The organism is bacterium (genome assembly GCA_037128595.1).
In the GTDB taxonomy this organism is placed as follows: Bacteria; Verrucomicrobiota; Kiritimatiellia; order CAIKKV01; family CAITUY01; genus JAABPW01.
Window position 1 is genome coordinate 28,606 of the sequence record JBAXWB010000024.1, and the last position, 25,897, is coordinate 54,502.

A 25,897-nucleotide genomic window follows, 5' to 3' on the forward strand; every position below is an offset into this window, starting at 1 on the left:
TTTAAGACTGTAGGCTTTAGGAAAGTCATTTTAAAAATCGCAAATGCCCTTAAGTCAGCATATATAGAGATGCATGAATTTCTGAAGCGTCTACAGCTTACAGGCTAAAAACCTGCGACCTGTGAGACACGAGTGAAACGGCAAAGGATGAACCATGATTAGAGCTAATGACCATATTTTGTTCCAGGGCGATTCCATCACCAACGCCTTCCGTAAGCCGGAGGAAATGTGCAATGCCTACCAGTTGGGCGCTGGCTACGCGATGATCGCGGCCTCGCAACTGCTGGCCACTCGTCCCGGGGATACCCTCCGTTTCACCAACCGGGGTGTCAGTGGTGAAGGGGTCAAGGAATTAGCGAGCCGCTGGCAGGGTGATTGCCTGGACTTGCGGCCAGATGTGTTGAGTCTCCTCGTCGGAGTCAACGATGCGGATGTGACTCATGAGAACCCCGCCACCCCGCTCGAGGAATATGGGCGGTATTACCAGGAATTGCTGGCTCGGACCTGTGCGGCATTGCCGTCAGTCCGACTGGTGCTGCTGGAACCGTTCGTGCTTCACTACGGAGCCGTTCGAGAACGGGCCTTGGCCGATATTGCGGCACGTGGCGAGATCGTGCGCCGCCTGGCGGTGGAGGCCGGTGCGATCTTCGTGCCGCTTCAGGCCGTCTTTGCCGACGCGCTGAAACAGGCCCCTGTGGAATACTGGTCTTTTGATGGCATTCACCCCAACGCCCAAGGTCACTGGCTGATCGCCGAGGCGTGGTTACGGGCGATGCATGCCAATTGCCCGTCCTTGTGCAGTCAGTTGATGTTCGGCGACGTTAATGTTGAGGGTTTGTAAGATGAAAGGTCGAAAAAAGGTTAACTATGAATACTGCGACTTGCACGATCCGCGAAGGTGGATTTACCGGCTCCAAGATTAAGCCGGGAACGGTTCACCGGTACACGCTTTACATCCCGGCGAATGCCAATCCCGAACAACCTTCCGCCCTGTATGTCCAGCAAGACGGCCTGCTGGAGTTCGTGCCGGAGCTTTTCAAGCAACTCAGTGCGGACGGGGCTATGCCCGCCTGCGTGGCGTTGGGTGTGGTTTCCGGGTCATCTCCCGCAGCGCGCGAGGGCGGTTTCGCGAGATCCACGCGTTCCCCGGAATATGATGGACTCGGTCCGGACTACGCCAACTTTCTCGTCGAAGAACTGATCCCTTTTGTGAGGAAGGAATACAGCCTGAATCTCTCAGATGATCCGAATATGCACTTGATCGCGGGGTGCTCATCTGGCGGGATCGCGTCCTGGAATGCCGCCTGGGAACGGAACGACTATTTCCGGCGCGTCTATATGAACAGCCCGACTTTTTCCGCGTTCCGCGGAGGCGATTCCCTGACCGTTCTTATGCGGAAATATGAAACAAAGCCGATTCGCGCCTACATGACCGTCGGGACGGATGATATGCGGAATTCCGCTGGCGACTGGTATCTGGAAGCGATGTCAGCCAGCGAGGCGCTGAAATATGCCCAGTATGATTTTGCTTTTGAGGTCTTTCCGGGCGGGCCGCATGGGGCGGGGTTCCGTGACGCCAAAGTGTTTGAGAAGGCCCTGCGCTTCATCTGGAAAGACTGGCAGACGGAGGTCATCAAGCCGTTGGGGCTTTCACCGCGAGTGGCCGATCTCGTCACGCTGTCAGACCCCTGGTGTGAAACCAGCGAGCCGGTGCCGAAAGCGTGTGTGCCGACCATTCCTGAAGGCTATTACCGTTTCGACCAGGGCGGCCGCATCTGGCTAAACCGCGCTGACGGGACAAGTGTGATTGCAGCAGAAACGAAGCGTGAAATTACCTCGATCGCCATTTCCTGTGACCGCTGGCGCCTTTATATTGCCGACCGGAACCGCCGGTTTGTCTATGTGATGGCGATCCAGAAGGACGGGACGCTGACCGACGGCTACGCCCATGCGCACCTCCATCTCGCCGATGACAGCATGATGCTTGGGGCTTCGGCCCTCTGCGTTGATGTGCTGGGGCGCCTTTATGCCGGGACGCAGATGGGGATCCAGATAACGTCACATTCAGGCCAAAACAATGCAATCTTGCCCCTGCCGGGGCACCTGCCCATAACGCGATTGGCGTTCGGCGGAGAGGACCATGGCATGCTGTATGCGGAATCAAATGGAAAGGTGTTCAAACGGAAAGTCCTGACGCACGGTTTGACAGAAACCAGCCCGCTGGGGGAGCCCGTGTCGCCGCCATTCTGACGGCGACACTGTGAGTACGGAGAACGTGATTGGGTTCCCGCCTGGATCGAGACCACCCGTGATGTCCGGAACTGGGGCGTGCCACCGGATGGCGAAACCGGAATCAGTGGCGTTCTTAATCCTTTAGAGAGCAGTTCAACTGCTTCGCAGTCGAACTGTTCTTTTCAATGCCTTGCAGATAAGCGCGTTACGTGATGCAGGCATGACGGAGGCAGAGCAACGCCACCAACCTTATCTATTCAAGCTCAAGCAAACCACCAAAGTCCAGAAACACATCCGGCATCTGGAGGCCATTACTTCCCGCCCCTTGTTGCTTCAGGCGGTCGGCAGACTCGTGACCACAGGACGGCGGAAGATGATCCGCCTTACCTCCATGCATGCCTTGGCCGATCAGATCCGCTTGACGCTCAATCGAATAGGACAGTTCCTCAACAACCTGACCCGAACTGCGGAGCAGTTGAGCGTTGAAGCTTTTTGGGCCATGATTTTATCAGCCGCGTTTATCAAATGGTTACGGGGAAAGGTGCTTCAGCCGGTCATGCATGGCGATCAGGTCCTTTTCCAACTCGCTTGACGACTTGTCCGGCATGGGAATAAACAGTTCGGTCGCGCTATCGCGCGATTGAACTGCTCTTTTTAGGTTCAAGCCAGTGGGTTACGCCAGCGCAAACCCGGGAAGCGTTCGAAATCAGTATCATTGGAATGCAGTTCCGATTGGGTTTCAATGGCCAGCGCCGCCAGGTGCGCATCCGTCACGAGTGCGCTACTCAACAGATGATGGCGAGAAAAGGACTCAAGGATCTGGAGATGACGGGGGCCGGGTTGGAGCATCTGGACTTGGGGGCGGGTTAGCCAGGACTGAATATGGGACAAGGCCTCATGGGTCTCCAGCGGTTTGGCCAGAATCTTTCTGTTGGTCATTAATCTCAGAAAACCAAGACAGGCTACCCACGTCAGGCCGACCGGCTGTGATCCCTCCATCAAGCCTTTCCACCAAGCCATGGCAGAGGCATGGTGAGGGGCGTCCCGATTGTATGCATAGATGAGCAGGTTAATATCCGGGATAATCACGTTTTGCTTCGCTTCCTTCGATGTCGCTCTACAAAGTCCTCGGATTCGAGCTCATCGGCCAGTTGGTTGAGCTTCAGCGGATCGACGCCGGGCAAAAAACCACAGGACTTGGCTTTGACGACAAAAGGGGTGGATGAAACCATGGGCCTTGGGCCGGCGGTCAGGCCGCGCCGAAGCAGTTCGTTTACCACCGTCTTAAAGCCCTGCCGGGTCGAGGCCGCTATCCGCTGCATTTCTGCCGCGATATCATCATCAACTGTTAACGTCGTTCTCATGCTGACATCATGATGCTTAATTATAATGATGTCAAGATGTTAGGCCGCCAATCGAGCGTCAGCGTAATTGAGAGCGCTGATAGGTTGCCTGTCCCTGTTTCTCTGATACCATCTTGTATCGAGACGAGAAGACAGTTTTGGAGGGATCACATACTGTATCGAAGGCCCGTGAGGCGGGCCGGGAAGGTATCATGGAGTCTACGATTGATTTTTCAAGGGAACGATGGGACCGGGTGAAGGAGGCGCATCGGCGCTGGTGGGCCAATGATCTGGATCGTCCCCTGATTCATGTGGCGTTGCATGGGGCGCCGGGTCGGCGTCCTCCGGCGCGTCATCCATTCCAGCATTTCACCGCGTTTTATGGCGATGAGGTATCCGCGGAAGCGGTGGTGGACTCCTGGGATGCGCAGCTGTCCGGGTGTCGGTGGTTGGGTGATGGCTTTCCTGTGGTTTGGCCGAATTTTGGGCCGGGGGTGCTGGCGGCGTTTTTGGGATGCCGGATGGAAAACGGGGAGGATACGGTATGGTATCATCCGCCGTCATTACGTGAACTGAAAGACCTTCAATTCACGTTCGATCCTCAAAGTGCGGCATTCCAGCGGATCCGGGATATCATGACCGTTGCCACTCAGCGGTGGCAGGGGCAGGTTCAGGTGGCGATGACGGATATCGGGGGAAATCTAGATGTGGTTGCCTCCTTCCGTCCGAGCGAGCAATTGCTGTTGGACCTCTATGACTGTCCGGATGAGGTGAAGCGGCTGGGGTGGGAGGTGCACCGGACATGGTGGGCGTGCTTTGAGGCGTTGGCCAGGGCGGCACAACCGAATCCGGGATTCTCGACCTGGTGCCCGGTCTTCTCAGGAGATCCCATGTACATTATGCAATGTGATTTCTGCTATATGATCGGGCCGGAGATGTTCGATGAGTTTGTGAAGCCCGAACTGGCGGCGTCGGCGAAACGCCTCAAGAATTCCATCTATCATCTTGACGGGCCCGGCGAACTGCCGCATCTGGACAGTTTGTTGACGATCCCGGAGCTGGGTTGTGTCCAGTGGATTCCGGGGGCAGGGCAGCCGGATATGACGCAATGGCCAGAGGTGTACCGGAAGATTCATGCGGCCGGCAAAAAGATCCAAGTATATGGCTTGGATGCGCTGGATGCGGTTGCCCAACAGATCGGTACAGCGAAAGGAATTGTCGCGATCGTCGGAGGAGACGTATCGGAGACAGAGGTGATCCGCGAACGCCTCAAAAAATACGATGTCGAGATTTGAGGCCAGCCCGCTTCCCTGGCCTCCGTTGACCTGTGTCGCCCCGGAATCTTATTCCACTTCCTGCAGGGTATAGGCTTTTTGGCCCATTCCGAGTTCCACCAGGAACTCCACCACTGCGTGGGGATCCTTGCCGTGGACGCGTTCAAAGAGGTGGCCCTTGTTGCCCAGCTCCCAGCCTGGCGGCAGGGAATGCGGGAGTAGATCTTCGGTACGCACGAGATTGATCTCCCTTAAGGCTTGAAGGCGACTGTCCCGGCGTCGGCCGTGTTCGACCACGAGGGACTATCCATCAATTTCCGGATCCGCTCCTGGACGAGGAGGGCACGTCGATGGGACAGAGGCATGGCCTGGGTGGTCTTCGGGTCATACAGATTCTTCAGGAGGGAGCTGTAATAGAATTCGCTGTTCTTCTTGTCCCGCCACGTACGGACGTAGGCCAGATACTTGCTGTAATCCGCATCCACATCGGCGGGGGACAGGGCGGTGACGTCCGCCACGAGGGCGGCGATGACCGGGGCCGACACCTTCGGGTGCTGGGCAATCCGGCGGGAAAAGTTCAGGGTGGTGATCTGGGTATTGAGAATGTGGGTGGCCCGGGTGACGTTCATGCCTTTCCAACCCGCATTCAGCCAGGCAAAGGTGGCGATGGCGGTTTCATTGGAGTTCACCGCAATGTAAACACTGAGCGTTTGGGAGCGGATGATCTGTGAGAGCATCCAGGTCATCCCCGTCAGGTTCAGGCCCGGCTTTTCGCTGTAATAGAATAAGGCCTGGTCCAGGGGGCCGACCGGGACGCCGCGATTGCTGAAGGTGGAGGGTGCCATGGTTTCCGCGCAGGAGAATAAGACATCCTGATCGTCGACTTTGCAGCGCAGAAACACGCGCGAGTTGGTATAGGAGAAATAGCAGCCTGACTCAGGATTCGGGGTGATCTCCTCCATCCCGGTCATCCGGGCGGTTACATAGGGGAGCGCGCCGGTCAAGCCCGCTCCGATACAGTCATAGGCCTGCTGCATCTCGTGGCTGTTGACACAGGAGGAGTAGCGCAAGGCGGCCGGGAAGACGGCATAATCGGGAATGCCCGGGTGGAAATTAAGGGCGAGATACTGGGGGAGGGGGGTGCTCACCTTGACAATATAGGCCGAGCCTGCCGCCCCTTCCCGCTTGGGGAGTTCCCACCCGCTGTCGGTGACACAGGCCTGGCGGATAAATGCGACCAGGGGCTTGACCGACTCCGGCGAAAAGGTGCCCTGGGGGGCTCGGGCGAAAGTAAACAGAGTGTCCAGTGCCCCCCCGGTTGCTTCCGGCAGGGGACGCATTCCCGCCACGATGTCTTCCGAGGTGGTGGCCGATACGCCGACGGATCCGGCACAGGCCGCCAGAACGGTCATCAGCTGAACGAGCCAACGGGGGGTAGTTTTTTTCATGACGCCTCTTCCAGATGTCCTTCTTTTAGATATTTGCGGGTTTCGCTCGCGATGACACCGGAAAGCAAGAGCAGGGAAATCAGGTTGGGGATGGCCATCATGGCATTGGCCATATCGGAGAAATCCCATACAAATTGAAGGGTCAGGACGGACCCGGCGTAGACCGCCAGGATCCATAAAATACGATAGGGCAGAATGGCTTTTTTGCCCCACAGATATTCAGCGCACCGTTCCCCGTAATAGGACCAGCCTAAAATGGTGGAGAAGACAAAGGTGAGCAGTCCGACCGTCAGCACAATGGGGCCAATCCCCGGCAGGGATGCGAAGGCCGCATTGGTGAGGGCCGCCCCCTTGAGTCCGGCCAGCGCCTCGGGCGCCCGCATGACGCTGGTGACCACCACCAGCCCCGTCATGGCGCAGATCACCACGGTATCCCAGAAGGTTCCGGTCGACGACACCAGGGCCTGGCGGACGGGGTTGCGGGATTGAGCCGCTGCTGCCGCTATGGGAGCCGAGCCCATGCCCGACTCATTGGAGAATAAGCCCCGTGCCACGCCGAAGCGTGCCGTCATCACAATCGTGGCCCCCACAAAGCCACCGCCCGCCGCGGTGGAGGTAAAGGCTGAACTCAGGATCAACTTGAGCGCAGGGACAATATAGCCGGCATGGACATACAGGATGACGGCACAGCCGATGACATAGAACACGGCCATGAAGGGAACGAGAAACTCACAGCAACGCGCGATGGAGCGGATCCCACCGAGAATGACCAGCGCGGTGATCACGCTGAGAATGAGCCCGATCCAATGGGGCGGCACATTCATCGTTTCCTTGGCCAGTGAAGCGATGGAATTGGCTTGAACCATATTCCCGATTCCAAACGACGCCACCACGGTGAAGAAGGCGAACAGCATCCCCATCCACTTGAGGCCGAGCCCTTTTTCCAGCGCGTACATCGGGCCGCCGAGCATGGAGCCGTCGGCCGTCCGGATGCGGTATTTCACGGCGAGCAGGGCTTCAGCGTATTTGGTGGCCATTCCCAGCACGCCGGTGAGCCACATCCAGAGCACGGCTCCGGGCCCGCCCAGGGCCACGGCGGTGGCCACCCCGACAATATTACCGGTACCGATGGTTGCCGCGAGCGCGGTCGTCAGCGCTCCATAGGGGGAAATGTCGCCCGGGGCATCCTTCTCTTTGGCGACGGACAGTTTCAAGGCCTTCATCAGATGCCGCTGCATGAACCCCGTCCGGATGGTCAGGAATATGTGGGTACCAAACAGCAGGATCAACATGGGCGGTCCCCACAGAATGCTGTTCGTGGCAATGATCCATTGGTGAAGTGTATTAATCATCAGGGGGAGGAGTATCTGCTAATTTGGCCCGAATGTAAATACTGGCGGCATCCTTTCAATGGAGGGCGCCGCTCTGTCGGCGCCGGCACATGAGTGGTTTTGACGGAGCGAAACCCTCCATTAAGAGGGGGGCGGACGCGTGGTTACAGGGGGGTGAGAACGGCTGGATTATGCCGCATGTCTATGTCAAGCAAAGCCGCCAACCGTTTGAAGATGGGGCCGGGCTGGCCGGTTCCGATCGGGTGTCCATCGAAGGCCACTCCTGCCACCACATTCAGGGTCGTGCCGGCAATAATCAGTTCCCGGGCATCCAGGATTTCCTGGAGCGTGATGTCCGCTAATCCTGAATACGTCAGGAGCCCTTCCCGGACGAGTTCCTGGGACAGCGCCATCGTCCGGAGCATCGTGGTGCCGGTGAGGATCCGGGCGAGGTTCGGGAATAACAGCCGGTTATCGCGCGTGACGATCCCCATGTTTTCCGTGGCCCCTTCGGTCAGGAATCCGCGTTCATCAAAACCCATGGAAAAGTCGAAGTGACGGTCCACGGCCTCTTTTTTCATCAACACGTTGGGCGCATAGTTGCAGTTTTTGATTTTGGCCATATCGGCCGATTTGGCGGGGATGGCGCTGGTACAGAGCCGGGCCCCTTCGGGGTGCAGCGTCATGAAGGGGGTTCCCAGGGCGGTGATCACGACATAGAGCTGGGAGGCCGGACATTCATAGGGATTGACGCCGAAGCCGCCGGGTCCGCGCGAGACATAAATCCGGATCATGCAGGTGGGCAATGCGGCCACCCGGGCCGTTTCGAGGATGATACGTTCCAGTTCGGTCAGACTGACGGGCAGATCCAGTGCGATGCCCCGTGCCGAGTTGACGAGCCGTTCCAGATGCCCGCTCAGGTTATAGAGGTTGCCGTCAACGGCCTTGAGTGCCTCAAACACGCCGTCACCGCGATGCACCATGTGATCATCAATGGGGATCAGCATGAGGCGGGGATCGGTCACAATCCCGCCGTAGACACTGGAGTACATCGCGAAATACGTCTTCTGGTAGGCGCGTCCCAGCGCCTCGACGAGCGCGGGCAAGTCTGCAAGTTCAAAACGTTTCATCGTTGAATGATAACAGGCCGCTTAGTCCAGATACCAGATTTTCCGGAAGAAATATTCAGCGCAGAACAAGGTGGCGGCGAGAATCAGCAAGCCAATCCAGTCCCAGAGCGACCGTTCGACGGTCACCGGTTGTTTCGGTCTCTGGTCGGCGATGGTTTTCAGGATATGGGTGGCCATGGCCTTGACATAACCGGAATCGGCAAACGGATCCTTGCCGTTTTTCTCGAGGACCATGCGGTCGTTGGCCAGGGCGGTGGCCCGGTCCCGGGCCGCAGGGGTGAACTTTGCGTCATAGGGAGTGACGCCGGCGGGAAGGGTGCCGGGCACAAAGACCGCGCCTCCGGTTTTTTCGGCGATGGAGTTGAGCAGGGGCAGGCGCATGGTGGAATTGATGAATTCGCTGTTCACCTTGATGGCGGTGATTTCAACCGGTTCAGCCTCGAATTCGGCCGGCAGTCGAATCTGCCAGCGCCCTTCCGCTTCCGGATAGAAGGATCCCCTGAAAATGCCAGGCCGGTCGGGTGATCCCTCCAATTTGAGGTGTCGTTCTTCGCCCTTCTCCAGTTGGCTGGTAATTTCGATCGATTCGGCCAGGAACGGGGAGAAGTCGCGGTTGCGGATCATCCCGGTCAATTGGACGCGCTCGCCCAGGGCGACCTCAAGGCGGTCGGGAATCAACCGGGCTTGTGCGGATTCCCGCAACAGGTGGGGGAGGCCCATGAACTGGACGACTTTTCCCCAGAAATCGCGGAAATAACGGTCCCCATAGATTTTCCGCCAGCGCCAGGTGGAGTCAAAGCCCATGTAGAGGACCATGCCCCGCCCATAGTTGTGGTAGGCAATGGCGGGATAACGGGGGCTGTTCTCGTCCGCCTTGGCATTCACCAGCGGGATCGCCGACGGTTTCAGCTCCACCTGCGTGGCCAGTTCATAGACCGGCACAAAGTCCGCCCAGGTCTTCCGGTTGTCCGCGATGTTCGGGGTGAACGTCACCAGGGGGTGGCCCTGACCCTCATCACCCAGTTCCAACCGGTAGGCCGTATCCAGCGGTTTGAATAATTCCTGGGAGAATGAGCTGTCCCCGATGGCCGAGAGCAGGCGCACCGGGAGCATGGGTTCCAGCAGGGTGTTTTTGGCGCTGAAGGGCAGGCTGGCCCCATCACTATGGATCACCAGGTTGCCGCCATCCTCCATGACGAAATCCTTGAGCAGGCTGATGAACCCGGGCGGGAGGGTCCGGACATCCAGCCGGCCGAGGCACACGATATCGTATTTCCTGAACAGTTCGTCCCGGGTCGTGGGGAGGGTCTCCAGATAAAGCGGCGAGCCTCCCTTGAAAATACGCGGATCAATACTCTGCAGGAACACCCGGTTCTGCACGCGACGATCCCGCTCGAAGGCGCCGCAGAGATAACGGTACTCCCACGACGGCTGGCCAAAGATCATCAGGACCCGGATCCGGTCGCGGATCACCCGGACGCGTCGCTTGATGACGTTATTCTTGGTGGTCACTTCACGCGAATTGGGCGGGGCTTCCACCACCAGTTCCTGGACGCCTTCGGTGTGCGGCGTGATCTCAAAGGCAAAGGACCATTCGCCGTCGTGATCGGTGGTGGCGTTGGTGGATACGGAGGTTTCACTGCCCAACGTGGCTTTGATGGGTATAGGTTGTCCGCTAAAGCCCGATTGATGGGCATTAATAAAGAACTTGGCCTTTTCGTTGACGAAAATAATGTCCTCGCAGAGGATTTCGTCCAGGGCGATATCAGCCGCATCCGCCCGGCCGATCGCCACCGCATAGACGGGGGTCTGGTGTTGGACGAGGCTTTCCAGCGTGGCATCCAATGTCTCGGGGACATTATTGGCGCCGTCCGTGATCAGCAGGAGGCCGGGACAATAATTACCGCGGTGCTCCCGGAAGGCTCCCTCGATCTGGGCGCGGAGCGAGGTGCGAAGGCCTTCGGCGGTGAAGGCGGGGGGCAGGCTGCTCCCTTTCTCAGGAGGCGGCGCGGCAGTCAGCTCGGTGCCATAGAGGTATTGAACCTGCTGGAGTGACGGCGTGGCCGCTTGAGCCGCCGTCAGGGCATTGGCGATGGCCTGGGCGGCCTTCAGGCGTGAGTGGCCCGCTATACCGTCTTCCAGGCTCATGCTTTCGGTGCGATCCACGACAATGGGCAGGGGGCCCGTCGGGCAGCCTTCGCCTTCCACCTTGAGAATGGGGTTGGCCAGCATGAAAATCATGAGGGCATATGCGCACGCCCGCAAGGTGGTTAATACCCGGCGCTGTCGGGGGGTAAGATTCGGGACGCGGCGGTAGCAGGTGATGGCCAGGGCTACGGCGGCAATGAGGGCAAACAGGGTGATCCAGCCCGGGAATCGTGTCTGGATCTCCACATGCAGCAGGGTTTCCGCACCCAGCAGTCTCGGATCCTGTGTCAGCCAGTAGAGGATATGGTTCATCGGCGTTTCCTGAAAAAGTGTGCGTAGGCTTCCAGGCCCAGGGCGGCCATGAGAAGGAGAAACATGAGCCAGCCCAGATCGCGCCGGCTTTGGATTTTATCCATATTGGTCGCGTCGGCATAGATCAGGCCCCGCTTGATCGCGGCATCCAGATCCCCGGCCGTCACCGGGTCCAGTTGGCTGTCCCCGGTATCCCCGTTATGGCCGAACAGGTTTCGTTCGATGCCGTCTTCGCGGAGGGTGTAGATGCCCTGGGGCAGATCGGTCGGCAGCAGGAGACGGGCCTCCTTGCCCACGCCCTCAACGGGGACGGTTTTGTTGATCTCCTTGCCACTGGAAAGGGTGTAGGTGCGATCCGGCCGCAGGTCGGAAATCTGCCATTCGCTCACTTGTCCGTTATCCGAGCGCAGGGCCGTCCAGCCCCGGATGTCCCAGATCATCCTCAGGATCAACTGCACGAAATTGGGGTTGAACGGGAGCGAGGTGTGTTTGGGGGTGGGGACAAAGCCGACCACCGCCAGACGCCCTCGTCCCACGGACCGCATGGCCGCCAGCGTGCCGGCGGTGGAGGTCAGGCGGACCTGTTCCGGAGGGACATTGGTCAGGATGGCCGTTTGCTTGAAGCGGATCGACTCCGCCTTAAGTCCGGGTTCCTTCAGGAATTCAGCCCAGGTATTCTGGAGGGCCCGCGGATTCAGGGTGCAGGCATTCGTGGGGGCCAGCACGGACCCCCATGGTGTGGCATTGGCTTCGCCCTGATGCACGGCCGGCAGGAAGGCCACGGTTCCGCCGCCGCGCTCCGTGAAGGCCAGGAGTTGCCGGGAGAGGGGACTTCCCTTTTCAAGCGGCATGCCGAAGCTCAGCAGGATATGAACGCCATCGAGCGGGATGGAGTCAAGTTCCAGTGTGGAGATGCTGCGGTAGGTGAGCCAGGAACTCGGCAGGATGCCGCGCAGGGCCGCTTTGATATAGAGATCCGCGGGGGGACCGCCCGGTGAGGTGGCGGGGACGATGGAGAGGACATTCAGGGTCGGCGGAATATTGATGGCGGCGTACCGGGTATTATCGGTGCGGAGCGTGTCGTTATCCAGCTCGGCCTTGATCGTGTGCCAGCCGGAGGTCTTGAAAATCGTGGTGAACGGGAGGCGGCGTTTTTCGCCGCCCTCCAGCCGGATCATCTGCCGCTGAATGGCGCGGTCATCGATCCAGAGGGTCAGCACACGGTTACTGGTGGCGACCGAGGATCCGTTTTGGAGCTCCACTTCCAGGAACGTCGGCCGGCCGGGAAAGGCGCCATCCGGGCTGATGGAGAGGCCGGTGAGGGCCACGTTCCCGGGGAGAGGCCGGGGATCAATCTGTGCCCAGATCATGGGGAAGCCGGCCCCGTAGGTTTCCAGGATGCGGGGGAGGACCGTTCCATTTCCCAGCCAGGATTGCTGAAAGTCACCCAGAACCAGTACCCGGGCGGTATCCGGGAAGATCGGGAGGCCCCGGATTTGCGTCAGCATGCGTTCGGCATTTCCGTATCCGGCGGTTCCCTGGATGCGGGAGAGGCGATCCTTCAGTGCGCCCTTGTCCTGTGAGAATTTCCCGAGGACCGGCTCAAGCGTGGCCCCGAAGGTGTAGAGGGCGACGGCTCCCTCATGGTGCTCAATCGTCTCGGCGGCAATCTTTTTGGCCTGGTCAAGGCGGCTTCCCTGGTCAAGCAGGGCATTCATGCTGGGGGAATTATCCACCACGATAATCAGGTTGCCATTCTGGCCCTGGGTGGTCAGAAAAGGCCGGGCGCTGAAGAGGGTTAATGCCAGGAGTAGAAGACATTTCGCGATCAGTTTCAGCAGGTCGGTCAGCTCGTATTCCTTGCGCTGGCGCACCACGGCCTCCTGCATCCAGGCATAGGCGGCCCACGGCAGGACGAGCACTTTCCGGTTCAGCAAAAGCAGGAGCAGGAGGGGGACGGCGATAAACAGCAGGCCCCAGAGGGCCAGGGGGTTAAGCAGACTCATGGCCGGCCTCCGCGGGTGAGGATGCGGGTGTTCATGTATTCCGACAGCGTAATCCCGAAATTTTCGCTGGTGATACAGCGGATGTAATCGACGTTCAGCTGGAGGCTGCGGGTTTTGATCTCCGCCAGGTATTTTGCAAACAGGGCGTTATAGCTGTCCCGGATGTTCCGGCCTTCCAGTTTGATCCGTCCCTGACCTTCCAGCTCAATCAGTTCGACGCGGCCGGGATAGGTGAAGTCCATCTCCAGCGGGTCCAGCACGTGGAGGAGGATGACTTCATTCCGGCTGTACAGCAGGCGGCGGATGCCGTCGAAAATGCTGTCGAGATCCCCGAAGAAGTCGCTGATCACGAACACCACCTTGCGGCGTCCGATCTGTTCGGCGATCTGGGTCAGGACGCGCCCGATGGCCGTCTGGTCCTTGGGCGGGGTGTGCGTGAGAAGCCGCGACAGGGTGATGCCCGCTTCCTCGGCGCCGCTGGGCGGCATGGTTTCGACGATGTCATTGGCAAACAGGGTGGCGGCGGTCTGGTCGCCCTGGGCCACCACGGCGTTGGCCAGCGTGACCGCCATGAAGGCGGCATAGTCCCATTTGCGGCCGTGCTTGTGCTCGAACGTCATGGTGGAGCTGATGTCGACCAGCAGGTGGGCGACGAAGTTGGTTTCCAGTTCGTATTGTTTGGTATAATAGCGGCCCGACTTGAAGAACAACCGCCAATCCAGATGCCGCAGATCATCCCCGGGCACATATTGCCGGTGGCCTGCGAATTCAATCGCGAAGCCGTGGAACGGCGAGCGGTGGTTCCCCACCAGGGACCCCTCCACCCGCTGGGACGGCTTGAGGCCGATCGCCGCAATACGTGACACGGCGTCAGGGTTCAAGTATTTGACCAGATGCTGGGGATGCTCCGACATAAATGACCGTCTCCGGACGAGTGTAGGCGAGGTTAGTGTTTAGGCACCACAGCGACAATCTTGTCGATGACTTCATCCGTGGAGAGCCCCTCGGCGCGGGCCACATAGTTGAGCGCGATGCGGTGCCGCAACACGGGTTTAGCCACGCGCGCCACATCATCACAGGAGGGGGCGGCCCGTCCGCTGATGACGGCCATACACCGGGCGGCCATCACGAGGTTGATGGTGGCCCGGGGGCCACCGCCCCAGCTCAGCCAGCGGGTGGCCGCCTCAACGGCATCCGGTGTCTTGATGCGCGTCGCGCGGGTCAGGCGGTTGGCGTACTCCACGACGGCATCCGCCACCGGGACACTGGTGAGGGAGCGCTGGAGGGCCATCAGTTCCTCGCCCGAACAGACCGGGTTGATGTCGCCGAAATTGGCGCTGGTGACCCGGCGCACGATTTCATGCTCTTCCTGCCGGGTGGGATAGCCCACAAACACCTTGAAGAGGAATCGATCCTGTTGCGCTTCAGGGAGGGGATAGGTGCCTTCCTGTTCCAGCGGATTCTGGGTGGCCAGCACCAGGAACGGGGAGGGGAGGCGATGGATGGTTCCGCCTGCCGATACCTGTTTTTCCTGAAGGGCCTCCAGCATGGCAGCCTGTGTTTTGGGCGGGGTCCGGTTGATTTCATCTGCCAGGAGCATGTTGGCGAAGATCGGGCCCTGCAGGAACTTGAACTTGCGTTCGCCAGTGACCGGATCCTCCTGAAGGACGTCGGTTCCCGTGATATCGCTCGGCATCAAGTCGGGGGTGAACTGGATCCGCTTGAAGGAGAGACTCATGGCTTTGGCCAGTGATGAGATGAGCAGGGTCTTGGCCAGGCCGGGAACGCCTTCCAGCAGACAATGACCGCCGCACAGGACGGCAGCGAGGAGTTCCTCAATGACCTCGTCCTGACCGACAATGACTTTGGCCAGCTCGGTTCGGATGCCGGCATGCAGCTCCCTGAAGCGCTTCAGAGGCATTCCGCTGGTTCCAACGGTGGCTTCTGAGGCAGGTTTCGCCGGGGCGGGTGCCGCGGCATGCTTGGATGCCGGAACAGGGGCCGGTTTAGGAGTGGGTGCGGGGGCTACGACCGGTTTCGGGACCGGAGTGGGCGCCGAAGGTGGTTTTGGGGCGGGCGCAGGTGAAGGCTTAGGCGCTGGAGCCGGGGCCGGAGCCGGAGCGGGCTTAGGCGCGGGGGCTGGGGGAGCAGGTTTGGGTGCGGGCGCGGGCACGGGCGCCGAAGGCGGAGTCGGAGCGGCGGGAGCGGGGGCCGAGGTGATGGCGCGAAACTCGGTTCCTTTACAACGGACGCAGGTGATTCCCGCCAGGTCGCTAGCCAGTGCCAGATAATGAGCTCCGCACGAGGCGCACTCTACTTTGATTTCTTCTTCCATTGGTTATTCCTTCTCTTGTGGGGCAGCCCCGGGATTGATAATGGCCCGTATAGCGGCCTGGTCCATGTTCAGTGTCCGGCCATTGACTGTGACCGAAAATTCATTTTGATTCCAGAGGACCGGCCCATTGAGCCGGTCTCCATTGCGAAGCAGTATCACGACATTACGGGAAGCGAAAATAGTGGGGCAGGCGATCAGCCAGGTAATGTTTTCCGTGGCCATTTTTTTCATGCCATCGGGGGTACGAAGCACCAGTTGCTGATCAGTGGCACCCATCAGCGTGCCCTTGTTGCGCTCGTCGTTATTCAACACCACGAGGATTTCACCGGGTTGGAGGTTGACCGCATCGGGAAACCGGTTGGATTGCCCATAGCGGATGGCGGTCACCTCGCTCCAGGGGACGGTGAGTTCGCCGGCGGTAATGCTGCGGAAGGTCAGGGTGTCGCGGGTGGTGCGCGCGAGGATGCCGCACAGGCCGATGCCATTCCGCAGGAGCAGGCGTTGGCCGGGAGCCTGCAAGGGAGGGCGGTCGAATACGAGGCTGGCCAGATTGGTCCAGGAGACCATCTGGTTCTTGTCCAGAATGACCCCGGCGGACGTGAGGCGGGTGATGGGCCGGGTGAGCGTGGCCTTGTTCTGCAGGGTGAGGGTGTCGGCAGAGCCCGGCAGGGTCAAGGCCGCGAAGACGCTCAGAAGGCAGAGGAGTCGGTATGGTGTGGGTGAGTTCATCGTTGATAAATGGGTAGATAACGGTAGGGAGTTCCCATCACCAGAATGCCCCAGGCCGTCGTGAGCGGATCCTCGAAATGGCCCTTTTCCTGCCAACTCGTCAGAATGTGCTGGCAGATTTTCGGGTAGTAGGTTTTCCAGGCGTCACCCCCGTGGTGATAGAAGGCCAACGAGGAATAGTAGTGGCCATACCAGGCCATGCGATCATGCCCTTTGGCATCATAGGTGATGTTCTGGGAGAGGTATTGAATGGCCAGGGGAATGCTGGGATCCTCTTCCAGTCCGCAGGAATAGAGGCAGACGGTGCCGGCCGCCGTCATGCGGGGACTGACTTTGTCAGACGAGGTATAGCCGAAGCCCGTTTGTTTCTGACTCCAATTCTGCTTCACATATTTGATGCCGAAATCGATCGCATCGCGCGGGACATAGATGCCGGTGTCCGAGGCGGCGCGCAAGGACATGACCTGAATCACGGTGACAGAAAGGTCGGCATCCAGCGGGACGGGTTTATAGCGCCAGCCTCCGGCCGAGTTTTGCGCCTTCAAGGTGAGGGCAATGGCTTTGGTCAGGCTTTCGCGGATAGCGGGATTATGGGTCATGCCATAGGCTTCCGCGAGGGCGATGGTGGAGAGCCCGTGCTGGTACATGTCGCCGGTTTGCCCGACAATCAGATAGCCGTTCCCCTGCTGGTTGGTGATCAGAAAATCGATGCCCTTGGCGATTTTGTTGCCATATTTGGCGTGGCCGGGTGTGCCGCCGTTGATCATCAGGGCGATCAGTGACATGGCATTCACGCCATTGCAGGTGCCCCATGACCCGTTGGGCTGCTGGGTTTTCGCCAGCCAGTCCTGGGCGCGCTCAATGGCTTTTTCCACTTGTGGCTCAAGGGGCACTTCGGCATCAAAGATGAATTCAGCCCGGCTGGTGGTGAGGGTGAAGGCCCCCATGACGATGAGGGTCAGGCTGCGCAAGTATTGAGTTAAAAGGGTATTCATTCGGCAAGGTTTTGGAAGTAACGTTTAACATCTTCCGTCATGGAAGGCAGGCTTTTTTCCTGCTGACCCGACAGGAGGGCCTGCCGTTCATTTTTAGTCAGGTTTGATTTCCAGGCTCCCTGTTCGGCGGGGAGGACGCCTGATTCCGTGGTGCCGGCGGCGAGATTCTTGCTTTCGGTGTCCTTGGTGTCCTGTGAGTCCTGGCCGGTGGGCGGACCTGGCTGAGGCGGTTGCCCTGGCTGACCGGGTTGAGGTAGCTGACCCGGCTGCCCGGGTGGCGGGGGTTGGCCGGGCTGACCCGGCTGGGGAGGGGCCCCTTGCGCTTGAGCCATCAGGGCGTTCATCTTGGCTTCCGCATTCTTGATGGCCGAGGCCATGGATTGGCTGGCGCTCTCCAGCGATTTGAGGGCTTTGGCTCCCTGGTCGCTGGTGATCTCATTTTTTGCATTTCCCACATCCTGGGCGGGTTCGGTCATGCTGGCGGCCTGCAGGTCTTTGGCCAGCTGATCCGCCTGATCGGCCCGTTTGTTTTTGTCCGCCGTTTTCTGGGCGGCCTCCCCGGCATTCGCATCGGTGGCTAACGCCTCCTTCTGGTCCTGGGCGGCATCGTCAATCCGCTCCTGCAACGCCTGGAGGGCGGCGAGTTCAGCGGCGGCGTTGGCCAGGGCCTTGAGCGCCTCGGACTGGGCCTGCAGGGCTTTTTCCATTTGGGCCGAAAGGGCTTTCGCCTGTTGAGACGCCGCCTGAGCGGCGGCCTCCAGATTGGCGGCCGCCTTGCTGAACTCGTTGTTTTGCAGGTTATTCTCCGCGGAGCGGACGGTGTCCGCTTCCGCGTTCTGTTGTTCGCCGGCTAAGGCCTTGGCGACCTCTTCCGCCTTCATCATCATGTCCAGGGCCATGTCTCCCGCTTTGGGCGTGGTGGGATTGTCTGCCAGGGTCTGGGCCTGCTTGGCCAGGGCATTCAATTGGGCGGCGGCTTTTTCAAGAGCATTCTTTTTGGCCTCAGCGGCGGCGCTTTCATTTTCCCGGGCATTCGACTCCTTGTCGAGTGAGGCCAGGGCCTTGTTGATTTCTTCCGCGGCCGCCTCCGGTTTGCCTGTTTCAAGTTTGGCGGCCGCCTGGTCCATGGCCTTGGCGGCTTCCGCATTGTTCACGGCCTTCTCGGTGGCCCTCAACTCACGGGCCATATCATCCGCCCGCCGTTGCTGGTCTTCGGTGAGCGCCTTGCCGGCATCGGCTTCGGCGGCCAACGCCTCCACTTCTTTCTTGAGGCCTAACAGTTTGTCGCGTGACAGCAGGTCGGTCCCCTGGCCGACGCCCAGGCGGTTGCCCATTTCAAGCAGCGACCGGGCGATACGCCGGTGGCCCGCCTCGGCGCTTCTCAGATGGGTATGAAGATTGGTGGCTTGCAGTTGGCTGAGTTCCAGGGATCTCAGGACATTCTTCATATCCGTATTGCGCGTCGCCGTCAGCTGGGCGGCGACCTGGCGATTGGAGATGATGTCAGAGGGGGCGAACACATTGCTGATTTCCATTTCACGGGCGAGGCTGTCGAGCTGGTTGCCCGCATCCTTCATGATTGCGTCACTGCGGGCGGCATCGCGCAGGAAATCATCTTCGCCAAAAACCGGCGAGAGCCCCAGGGCCACCACGAGCAGGATCGGAGGGGAAAATTTCACGGTTTCTCCTTAGTGGATAAACGCTGGCGCAGAAGTTCGCTTTGCCGGCGTTCATCCTCGCTGACTTTGCGGAGCAAATCACTGGTCTGCTGTAAGCCGGTCTCGAGAATCCGGCGCAATTCGTCCGGCGTGACGACGGTCACCGGCGCCTGATCCGACTCGCCCGTCTGGGTTTTGGGGGCCGGCCGGTTATCGAGGGCATAGCTGGTAAACACGACCCGCTGTCCGGCGTTCAGGCCGAGCTCGGCCACCGGTTTGATGAGATGGAGGGTCGCCTCCCGTCCAGCAGGTTGTTTGAGAGGGGGGGCAAAGGTGCCTTGCTTGACTTTGACATCGTTATTATTCCGTTGTTCATACACTGAATAATTGATGCCGACCTCCGTGAGGCCGTAATCGTCGCGGGCGAGAATATCGAATACCAGCAGACTGTTGGGGGCGACCACGCTGTTGGGTTTCGGATTGCGCAATTCTATGGTCGGGCTGACGTCCGGCGTAATCAGGATCTGCCGGGTGGTCGGGTCCGTGTGGGTGAGTTTTTCGGAGGTGGTCAACGAGACACTGAAATTCCAGGAATTGGTGAGGATGGCTTTTGCGGTCCAGGTGCCCTCCGGGGTCCGGGTGCAGCCTAAAGTCCGGCCTTCGCCGGTGAGGGTGCAGGTCGCAACCGGGGTGTCGAGGGTGACCGTAAAGCTCAGGAGGCTGTCTTGCGGGGCGCTGATTACCGGGCCGGTTTCTTCGCGGGTGGGGAGTTGAGTGTAGGCTGGAGGTTTGATATTGACGGCCAGACTCCGGGCGGAGGGGGGCATCCGGATAATCACCGGCATGGGATCTGTGCTGGCATCCCCCAGGGTGCAGGTGAATGAGAAGGATTGTTCCGGTCCCTGAAGGGTCGCCGAAAAGGTGCCGTTGCTCTGGATCGTCATCGGGAGGGTGAACGGCCGGCTTTTCTCAGGGGTGATCGTCATCATGGCGGTGCCGGGGATCCGGCCGGTCACGGTGACCGAGACGGGATAGTCCTCCCGTGCGGAGGCGAGGCGCTGCCAGTCGACCCGCACGATGCGGGTGGCGGAGGGGTACTGCCCGGAAAGGCCGAGCATGCGGCGGGCAAAAAGTTTCGTATAGGATCCAGTCAGCGTCAGGACAACGGCCACGGCCACGGCCGCGGTCAGGGTATGCCGCATGAGCCTGAGATGGAGCGGGGAGCAGAGGCGGGCCAGGGCCGGGTCATTCGCCTGGGCGCGGGCGGATTGAATCACGGCATTCTTGAGTTCGGTAGAACCGGGAATGGCGGGGCGTTCACCGAATTCAAGGGCGGAAATCGTGAGGGAGTGGGATTTCCGGCCTGCGGCTTCATCGGCCCGGTGGACGGCACGGGCGGTGGCGTCGAGGGTGCGGTAGGGGATGATCCACCGACGGGCCACTTTCGCCGCCCAATACCCGCCGCCCCCCAGCAGTCCGAGCGTCAGCAGGATTCTGACAAACCCCGGGAAGCGCACCAGGAAATCAGCGAGAAAATAGAAGCCGAAGCTCACCACGGCCAGGGAGCCCGCGGTGGCGGCAAAGCTGACGGTTTCGAGGACCTGATGACGGCGTGCCGCGACGCGAAGCTGCTGCTGCAGCCAGGCCACGGAGTCAATCGCTGAAGTTGTGGGTTTGGTCGCCATGATCCCTGTTTAAAATTTTACCGTCACGTACGATAGAGGACCAAAGGGAGTTTCGCTAACTAAATTTACGGGTAGCTCGAGCGGGTTGGAATACCAGAGCATTCTGACGCCCACAGGCTGAGCAGTGCGGGACTCACGTTCAACGGGAATGTCTTTGACGATGGCCTCAATCTGGCAGGTTTTCCCGTCGGGGTGAACCGTCCAGGCGAACGTGGCGGTTTTCGTGTTTTTCAGATACCTCGAGGATAGATAAAATTCGGTGACAGTTCCTTGCGTGAGGGGGGCTTGAGGCGACAGGGAAGGGGGTTCCCCGAAGAAAATTTCGTTATCCGGCAGGGCGGACAGTTCGAGTTGGCCGTTAAGGCCTTTGATGCCGAGTTGTTCCGCCAGACGGGGGTTGGTGATTTTCACGGCGATGGCGAGTTCGTTTTCGGCACTCATCCGTACGGCCATCGTGCCGTTGGGAATGCTGAAGAACTCATTCGTCGACCATTCGGAAAGGAACCCATCCACGGTTACTGCGCCCGATGTGGCGGAGCAGGTCCGGACCGAATCCCTGAGATGCAGTGCGGTTTCCCACTGGGTGGCACTCATCCAGGTGCCTGCAATGTTGACCAGCCCCTGGGGGGTACTCCATATCCGGGCCTCGCGCGGAATGTTGGGCACTCGGTACGCGGTCTGGGTGGCGGCGTTGGCCCAAACAATGGCCACTCCGTCATTGCGTGGCGGGGGTTGCAGATTGATTAAGGTCTGCTTTCTCATCCGGTGCATATTATCTGAATTTGCATCGAGGGGCGGGGGCATCAATAACAGCATCGGGGTGCCCCCGTTCAGGGTTGCCCTGGCCTGCCATTGGCCGGATAAGGGCAGGGTGGCCGCCCATGGCGGAAGCGGTTTTCCCTGAATGGCGGCTTTATCGCCCTGCACGTTGTACGTGAAGGGGTGGATATTAAACCCGTCAATCTTAATGCCATACACCTGCGTGCCGATGACGGCGGAGGGCCGGACATTCTGTTTTTTCGGGTTGAAAATGGTGCCTGTCATGGGATTCAGATATTCCGTCCAGTCGGCGTCACGTCTGGACTCAATCAGGTTGCCGGAGCTCCAGGTGCCCTTGGATTGCCACGTGTCCTGGCTCAGAAGGAATTCAGTTCGGCCGTCATGAAATCCCGAGGCATCGATGGTGTAAAACCAGCCTGTGGGCATAACGGCGGCCCCCTGTGAACCGTCGCTCGAGACCCAGATATAGTTGCATGGGGGGGCTTTGGTGGCGGTCAGGATGGCTGGTTCAGGTTTACGCGGGGCCGTCCAGATGGAGGAGGGCTGGCCCCAGTAAGCTTCTGTGACAATGGCGGAAATGTGGCTAGGGCTGGAAAGGATGGCAAAGCGCTCGAATTGCCGGTAGCTGAACTCTTTATCCATCCGGGCAACCGGCGGGCCGGTGAAGTGGCCATTGGCATCCAGTTCCCATAGGGCCAGCTCGGGCGCCTCGTCCTGTCCGAGGGCAAAGCCCGGGGAGCCGGGACCGGGGAAGAGGTCTGATAGCTTCGGGGTGGTTGCCGTGCCCTCCGGCAAGGTGTGCGTCAGGTCGCCGGACTGGGCATCATAAATCCATAGACGGCCGCTATGGGCCATGATCACCCGGTCTTTCAGGGCGAGGACGCCGTGAGGATTGCCCGGCGTGGGAAGCTCCCAGCGGGGTGAGAGCGCGGTGGTGGCGGGGGTCAGGATCTGACCGGCCAGGGCCAGGGGGGTAGCGCCATTCGTGGAGAGGAGGAGCCCGTCGGTCAGGGTACAGGTTGAGGGGAGATTCAGTTGGGGATGGCGTAGGGCGGGAAGGGTTCCGGTGGCTCCCATTTTGACGCCGCACCACTGCAAGCCCGGGCCCCCTGCGGCATACCAGTTTCCCTCCGGGTCACAGCCCAATATCTGTTCCTCATCAGACTCAGGGGAGAGGATGGACGTGTAGCCGTTGGGCTGAATCAGGCTGGTGGTGGCGTCGGGGGCCAGGATCAGGCATCCTTCGCGAACCGCTTGCAGCAGACGGGAGTTGCGGCCGGTCAGCATCTTGACGTCCTTGAGATCGGTCAGGCTCACCAGATGGGTCGTGGTCGGGGTGGTGATCAACGCATGATCCGGGCCGCAGGGGGCCACCTCGCACCAAGGGAGATCGGTGCGGAGCGCCAGTAACTTTCCCGAAGTTTTGTCAGTTAACAACAGGCTGTTTGAGTCCCAGGGGGCAAACAGGACCGCGGTGCGCCCCACGACCGGGCTGGCCGGATGGCGCAGGCCCATCAGTGCGGGATCTTCAAAACGGGTGTAATTGCGAAGCCAGAGGAGGCTCTCATCCGTTAAATTGATGGCCCCGATCAATCCCATGGAGGATGACACGTAGGCCCTGTCACCCACAATGGTGGGGGCAGGAAGTTTCCATGAGGAATCCTGGTTACATACCAGTGCGCCTGCGGACGTTTTACTCCCGGGCGTTTGGCTTGAACTGACCGGTAGGGTGAGCAGGCTTTTGCCGGTGGCGGCGTCGAGGGTCACCAGTTCCGCTCGGGCGGGTTGGCCGGAGAGTTGCATGACGACCAGGCGGTTGGTGCCCCAGGAGGCCGGATCACTGGCGACGGTGGCAGAATCACTATGCCAGCCCCACCGGTACGCGCCCGTTTCCCGGTCAAGTCCAACCACCCAGAGCGCGGCATTTTGGATTAAGGCGCTGATCGCCACAACCGATCCCGCCACCGCTGGCTGGGTTTTTCCCAGAAGATGGAACGGGGCGGCCTCGGTGCTGTCCGATTCGGTGATGCGCTGCAGGGGGGCCGCCCAACTCCAGAGGACGCGTCCCGATTGGAGGCGAGTCAACATTCGTGAGTTGGATAGCCAGGTTTGTCCACCACGTATGGAGAGGGAGGCAACGGGGATGGGGGTCGAGTCCCCTTGGGTCATAAACCGTAAATGGTTCTCGCTGACCTCCACGGTTCCGGGCGTCATGTCCACCAGCGGGATGAAGCCAGAGGACTGAAGCGGGGCGGCGGCGGAGGGGCCGACGGAGTCGGGGCCGGTGGTGTCGCCAGCGGGGGTGAGCCGGGCGATTCGTGAAAGGCGGGCGGCGTCAGCCTGACGGGAGGGTTGTTTACTGAGATTCAGGATTTCCTGATTCAGCCAGGTGTCGTAAAGGGGGGCATATTTGGCAAGCACCTGACGGTAATAGGGCTTGGATCCGATAAATAAGGAGGCATCCCCCTCCATCGAAAGGGCGTTTTCATTACGGGTGCGCAACACCTCCTTCAGATACGTGCAGAGGCGGTTGGTGTCGCCACTGCGGGCAAAGGCATCCAGGGCATCCGGAACCGATTGCGGGGTGAGATCCATGGTGAGCGGCAGGGCGGTGTTTGCGTTGAGTTTAAAAATGGTCTCTTTGCTTTTCAGGTATTCGGTTGAATTGGTATAGGCCGGATTGGCAAGAATCGCCTTGGCCAGTGACTGTCCCGCTTGCTCGCTATTGCCGGTCATGATGGCTAACTGCAAGCGCCACATGGCCGTCTGGAAGGGAAGGCTGGCGGTCAGGATCGCGTCCTGTGACTTGAGAAAGTGAGTTGCCTGCTGGGTATCACAGCGCTCCAGCAAGGTTTTCATGTAGAGGGGAGCAATGATGCTCACCAGATTGCTCCGGGTCTCAGGCGGTGCGGTCACGATCGTCCGCTCCATGGCATCATACAAGGTCTTACGCACAGGCGGGGTAAGTTCCTTCCGCAACCAACTCTCGAGGGCTGGCCGCAAGGACCCATCCTGAGCGGATGCGGTCATGTTGTTCCACCAGGCCGGCGCCTCGGTCACAAGCTCCTGAGGGGGATTGAGTTTGGCCTTGGTCTTGGTTTTGTGCCGGGCCGCCTCTGCGTTGTGATTTCCCACAAGCAGAGTGCTGAGGGCGAGCAACAGGGCCATCCCGATCGGACAGCGATTATGTGAAATTAGCCTCATCACAGGATGGTGTTTTCCTCATTGAACCACTTGATTATACACATGAAATTCTAATACATCCAGATGGCCGTCACAACGCTTTTGTCCGTTCAACCTGTTCACAATCGGGTTATTATAAATAAAATCGGGGGCTCTGTAAATTTATTCTGACGCGTGAAATATTTCAAAGAGGAGCCCTCTCATCAGCTTCATCGGGAAACGGGTGGTGAGGCCTCTCATTCGCATGAGATTGACGCCTGTGAGGGGAATATGTCAACGTGGGGGGATGAAAAGCGCGATTACCCAGAAGGATATAGCCCGGCGTCTGGGCGTTTCACAGGCATTGGTATCGCGGGTCCTCACGGGGAATTCAGAGAAGATCGGGGTGGCCCCGGCGACGGCGGAGAAGATCCGGGCGGCGGCGGCGGCCTGTCATTACCGGCCAAGTGCGGCGGCCTTGACGTTAAAAGGAGGGCCCACCCGGACGCTGGGGGTGGTGGTTAAAAATTTCGAGGACCCTTTTTTCGGACACATGATCGGCACGATGCAGCGGCTGGCCGTGAGGGATGGGTATGCGCTGTTGCTATCCGGCTGGGAAGCGTCCCAGGGGGAAGCCGAGGGGCAGATTCTGCTGCGCCAGTTCCGGCCCGATGGATTGATCCTGTGCGGAAGCGATTTTACCCCCAAGGCGGTCGGACTGTTTCTTTCAGAAGGGCGGCCGGTGGTCCAGATCTGCACGGGGGAGGTTGTTCCCGGCGTTCAGCAGGTGGCCTTTGATCAGCGGGCAGGGCTGGATGCCTTGGTTCGTATGCTGGTGGGACTGGGGCATGCCCGGTTCGGGTTTGTGGGCGATGACTCGGCCCCCAACCGGCGGCGTGCGGCGATCATGAGGGAGTTGCTGCAGGAGAACCGCCATTTGCCCATCGAATTTATCGAGGTCCCACGGACGTCGGAAGGGCCGCTCAGGGCGTCGGTGAAAGCGCTCTGCCAGGATCCGTTGCGGCGGCCCACGGCTTTGATTGTGTCCGATGATGCCCTGGCCCAGTTGGTGCTGAGGGCGCTGTATGAGTGCGGGGTGCGGGTGCCGCAGGATATCTCATTGGCGGGGATGGATGATATTCCGATGGCGCGCCTGATGATCCCGGCGTTGACCACGATTCGCCAACCGATGGAGGCGATGGTCGAAAGTGCTTTCCGGGCGGTGACGGCCGGGGATCGCCCTTCCGGAAAATTGGAGAAGATTGTCTTGGCACCCGAACTCATGATGCGGGAGTCATGCGGGCCGGCTCCCAACGTCTGAGCTAGGAC

At 59.8% G+C, this 25,897-nt stretch carries 20 protein-coding genes; 5 read left to right on the plus strand and 15 right to left on the minus strand.

Annotated features, from left to right (window positions below; all coding sequences use genetic code 11):
• The first annotated feature begins 154 nt into the window (after positions 1–154).
• The 3 genes from WCS52_14110 to WCS52_14120 all read left to right on the plus strand — a co-directional run bounded on the left by WCS52_14110 (position 155) and on the right by WCS52_14120 (position 2,824).
• On the plus strand, positions 155–841 hold the full coding sequence (locus tag WCS52_14110; GenBank protein ID MEI6168312.1) for an SGNH/GDSL hydrolase family protein: 687 nt from the start codon (positions 155–157) through the stop codon (positions 839–841).
• Between the two features lie 26 nt (positions 842–867).
• A complete protein-coding gene (locus tag WCS52_14115) occupies positions 868–2,250 on the plus strand; it encodes an alpha/beta hydrolase-fold protein (protein MEI6168313.1) in 1,383 nt (460 codons plus the stop codon).
• A 202-nt stretch (positions 2,251–2,452) separates the two neighbouring features.
• Positions 2,453–2,824: a hypothetical protein gene (locus WCS52_14120; GenBank protein ID MEI6168314.1), complete on the plus strand. Its 372-nt coding sequence runs from the start codon at positions 2,453–2,455 to the stop codon at positions 2,822–2,824.
• A 68-nt stretch (positions 2,825–2,892) separates the two neighbouring features.
• Here the strand turns inward: WCS52_14120 and WCS52_14125 are convergent, their stop codons facing one another.
• Positions 2,893–3,321: a type II toxin-antitoxin system VapC family toxin gene (locus WCS52_14125; GenBank protein ID MEI6168315.1), complete on the minus strand. Its 429-nt coding sequence runs from the start codon at positions 3,319–3,321 to the stop codon at positions 2,893–2,895.
• Positions 3,318–3,596 carry a DUF2191 domain-containing protein gene (locus tag WCS52_14130; protein ID MEI6168316.1) on the minus strand — a complete coding sequence of 93 codons (279 nt, stop codon included), beginning with the start codon at positions 3,594–3,596 and terminating at the stop codon, positions 3,318–3,320. Before WCS52_14130 ends, WCS52_14125 begins: the two co-directional genes overlap by 4 nt.
• A gap of 191 nt (positions 3,597–3,787) precedes the next feature.
• Between WCS52_14130 and WCS52_14135 the strand changes: the two genes are divergently transcribed.
• A complete protein-coding gene (locus WCS52_14135) occupies positions 3,788–4,870 on the plus strand; it encodes a hypothetical protein (protein MEI6168317.1) in 1,083 nt (360 codons plus the stop codon).
• Between the two features lie 48 nt (positions 4,871–4,918).
• Here the strand turns inward: WCS52_14135 and WCS52_14140 are convergent, their stop codons facing one another.
• The 13 genes from WCS52_14140 to WCS52_14200 form a co-directional block, all read right to left on the minus strand.
• Positions 4,919–5,086, minus strand: a complete 168-nt coding sequence (locus tag WCS52_14140; protein MEI6168318.1) for a hypothetical protein — start codon at positions 5,084–5,086, stop codon at positions 4,919–4,921.
• A 14-nt stretch (positions 5,087–5,100) separates the two neighbouring features.
• Positions 5,101–6,297 (minus strand): hypothetical protein, encoded by a 1,197-nt coding sequence (locus WCS52_14145; protein MEI6168319.1) that lies wholly within the window; start codon positions 6,295–6,297, stop codon positions 5,101–5,103.
• A complete protein-coding gene (locus WCS52_14150) occupies positions 6,294–7,646 on the minus strand; it encodes a sodium:alanine symporter family protein (protein MEI6168320.1) in 1,353 nt (450 codons plus the stop codon). Before WCS52_14150 ends, WCS52_14145 begins: the two co-directional genes overlap by 4 nt.
• A gap of 146 nt (positions 7,647–7,792) precedes the next feature.
• Positions 7,793–8,758, minus strand: coding sequence for an aminotransferase class IV (locus WCS52_14155; GenBank protein MEI6168321.1), 966 nt, complete (start codon positions 8,756–8,758; stop codon positions 7,793–7,795).
• A 21-nt stretch (positions 8,759–8,779) separates the two neighbouring features.
• Positions 8,780–11,218, minus strand: coding sequence for a hypothetical protein (locus tag WCS52_14160; GenBank protein ID MEI6168322.1), 2,439 nt, complete (start codon positions 11,216–11,218; stop codon positions 8,780–8,782).
• A complete protein-coding gene (locus WCS52_14165) occupies positions 11,215–13,224 on the minus strand; it encodes a VWA domain-containing protein (GenBank protein ID MEI6168323.1) in 2,010 nt (669 codons plus the stop codon). Before WCS52_14165 ends, WCS52_14160 begins: the two co-directional genes overlap by 4 nt.
• Positions 13,221–14,138 (minus strand): DUF58 domain-containing protein, encoded by a 918-nt coding sequence (locus WCS52_14170; protein ID MEI6168324.1) that lies wholly within the window; start codon positions 14,136–14,138, stop codon positions 13,221–13,223. Before WCS52_14170 ends, WCS52_14165 begins: the two co-directional genes overlap by 4 nt.
• A 32-nt stretch (positions 14,139–14,170) precedes the next feature.
• Positions 14,171–15,559 (minus strand): MoxR family ATPase, encoded by a 1,389-nt coding sequence (locus tag WCS52_14175; protein MEI6168325.1) that lies wholly within the window; start codon positions 15,557–15,559, stop codon positions 14,171–14,173.
• 3 nt (positions 15,560–15,562) lie between these two features.
• The gene (locus WCS52_14180; protein ID MEI6168326.1) at positions 15,563–16,288 is read right to left on the minus strand and encodes a hypothetical protein; all 726 of its coding nucleotides are present in this window, start codon (positions 16,286–16,288) and stop codon (positions 15,563–15,565) included.
• Positions 16,285–17,283, minus strand: coding sequence for a prenyltransferase/squalene oxidase repeat-containing protein (locus WCS52_14185; GenBank protein ID MEI6168327.1), 999 nt, complete (start codon positions 17,281–17,283; stop codon positions 16,285–16,287). Before WCS52_14185 ends, WCS52_14180 begins: the two co-directional genes overlap by 4 nt.
• Positions 17,280–18,962 (minus strand): hypothetical protein, encoded by a 1,683-nt coding sequence (locus tag WCS52_14190; GenBank protein ID MEI6168328.1) that lies wholly within the window; start codon positions 18,960–18,962, stop codon positions 17,280–17,282. Before WCS52_14190 ends, WCS52_14185 begins: the two co-directional genes overlap by 4 nt.
• Positions 18,959–20,626 (minus strand): hypothetical protein, encoded by a 1,668-nt coding sequence (locus WCS52_14195; protein ID MEI6168329.1) that lies wholly within the window; start codon positions 20,624–20,626, stop codon positions 18,959–18,961. Before WCS52_14195 ends, WCS52_14190 begins: the two co-directional genes overlap by 4 nt.
• Before the next feature lie 9 nt (positions 20,627–20,635).
• Positions 20,636–24,610: a PQQ-binding-like beta-propeller repeat protein gene (locus tag WCS52_14200; GenBank protein ID MEI6168330.1), complete on the minus strand. Its 3,975-nt coding sequence runs from the start codon at positions 24,608–24,610 to the stop codon at positions 20,636–20,638.
• Positions 24,611–24,875: 265 nt separating this feature from the next.
• On the opposite strand from WCS52_14200, the gene WCS52_14205 reads away from it, so the two are divergent.
• The gene (locus WCS52_14205; protein MEI6168331.1) at positions 24,876–25,889 is read left to right on the plus strand and encodes a LacI family DNA-binding transcriptional regulator; all 1,014 of its coding nucleotides are present in this window, start codon (positions 24,876–24,878) and stop codon (positions 25,887–25,889) included.
• Positions 25,890–25,897 lie beyond the last annotated feature (8 nt).

Bases quoted from the DNA above. Each gene is read 5' to 3' on its own strand.
- WCS52_14165 (MEI6168323.1), bottom strand. From the start codon at position 13,224: ATGAGTCTGCTTAACCCCCTGGCCCTCTGGGGCCTGCTGTTTATCGCC.
- WCS52_14145 (MEI6168319.1), bottom strand. From the start codon at position 6,297: ATGAAAAAAACTACCCCCCGTTGGCTCGTTCAGCTGATGACCGTTCTG.
- WCS52_14170 (MEI6168324.1), bottom strand. From the start codon at position 14,138: ATGTCGGAGCATCCCCAGCATCTGGTCAAATACTTGAACCCTGACGCC.
- WCS52_14200 (MEI6168330.1), bottom strand. From the start codon at position 24,610: ATGAGGCTAATTTCACATAATCGCTGTCCGATCGGGATGGCCCTGTTG.
- WCS52_14195 (MEI6168329.1), bottom strand. From the start codon at position 20,626: ATGGCGACCAAACCCACAACTTCAGCGATTGACTCCGTGGCCTGGCTG.
- WCS52_14160 (MEI6168322.1), bottom strand. From the start codon at position 11,218: ATGAACCATATCCTCTACTGGCTGACACAGGATCCGAGACTGCTGGGT.
- WCS52_14175 (MEI6168325.1), bottom strand. From the start codon at position 15,559: ATGGAAGAAGAAATCAAAGTAGAGTGCGCCTCGTGCGGAGCTCATTAT.
- WCS52_14205 (MEI6168331.1), top strand. From the start codon at position 24,876: ATGAAAAGCGCGATTACCCAGAAGGATATAGCCCGGCGTCTGGGCGTT.
- WCS52_14135 (MEI6168317.1), top strand. From the start codon at position 3,788: ATGGAGTCTACGATTGATTTTTCAAGGGAACGATGGGACCGGGTGAAG.
- WCS52_14120 (MEI6168314.1), top strand. From the start codon at position 2,453: ATGACGGAGGCAGAGCAACGCCACCAACCTTATCTATTCAAGCTCAAG.
- WCS52_14115 (MEI6168313.1), top strand. From the start codon at position 868: ATGAATACTGCGACTTGCACGATCCGCGAAGGTGGATTTACCGGCTCC.
- WCS52_14185 (MEI6168327.1), bottom strand. From the start codon at position 17,283: ATGAATACCCTTTTAACTCAATACTTGCGCAGCCTGACCCTCATCGTC.
- WCS52_14110 (MEI6168312.1), top strand. From the start codon at position 155: ATGATTAGAGCTAATGACCATATTTTGTTCCAGGGCGATTCCATCACC.
- WCS52_14130 (MEI6168316.1), bottom strand. From the start codon at position 3,596: ATGAGAACGACGTTAACAGTTGATGATGATATCGCGGCAGAAATGCAG.
- WCS52_14180 (MEI6168326.1), bottom strand. From the start codon at position 16,288: ATGAACTCACCCACACCATACCGACTCCTCTGCCTTCTGAGCGTCTTC.
- WCS52_14155 (MEI6168321.1), bottom strand. From the start codon at position 8,758: ATGAAACGTTTTGAACTTGCAGACTTGCCCGCGCTCGTCGAGGCGCTG.